This window comes from Shewanella sp. POL2 (assembly GCF_000282755.1).
GTDB lineage: Bacteria > Pseudomonadota > Gammaproteobacteria > Enterobacterales > Shewanellaceae > Shewanella > Shewanella xiamenensis.
This window is the reverse complement of sequence record NZ_AKZL01000213.1, coordinates 1-567: the sequence shown is the minus strand read 5'-3', so window position 1 is coordinate 567 and position 567 is coordinate 1. Positions and strand designations below refer to the sequence as shown.

Here is a 567-nt window from a genome sequence, read left to right as displayed (position 1 = left end):
GCTCACTTCAACGCGCAAATCGATACAGCTGGCATCTACGGCAGCTTCAACCTCGACACAGATGGCCTGTGGGCCTACCAGCTAGACAACAACAAGCCCGAGGTGCAGGCGCTCAAGACTGGGCAGCACGTGACGGATACTTTTACGGTGACCAGTGCCGATGGCACGACGCACCAAGTCATAGTAACCATTGCAGGTAAGGACGACGGCGCAATGATCGGTGGCGCCGACCAGGGCACAGTCACCGAGGATCTGTCTGTCAAGAAGGGCCAATTGCAGACGAGTGGCCAACTAAGCATCAGCGACCCAGACCTCGGCCAAGCACACTTCACGGTGCAGCCCAATACGGCAGGAACCTATGGCCACTTCAGCCTGAGCGAAGACGGACAGTGGAGTTATCGTGCTGACAACCACCAGTCAGCCATCCAGCAACTCAAAGCCGGTGCCACGCTCACCGACAGCTTCACCGTTACCAGCGCCGATGGCACTAATCATACAGTCACCGTTACCCTCACTGGCAGCAACGACGCGCCGGTACTCACGGCGCAAAGCCAATCCGTCAGTGAA

Annotated in this window: 1 protein-coding gene; it reads left to right on the top strand. The window is 57.8% G+C overall.

The window, feature by feature from the left end:
• Window positions 1–567, top strand: a 567-nt coding sequence (locus SHEWPOL2_RS22115) for a VCBS domain-containing protein (RefSeq protein WP_037431908.1), incomplete at both ends; no start/stop codon positions are given.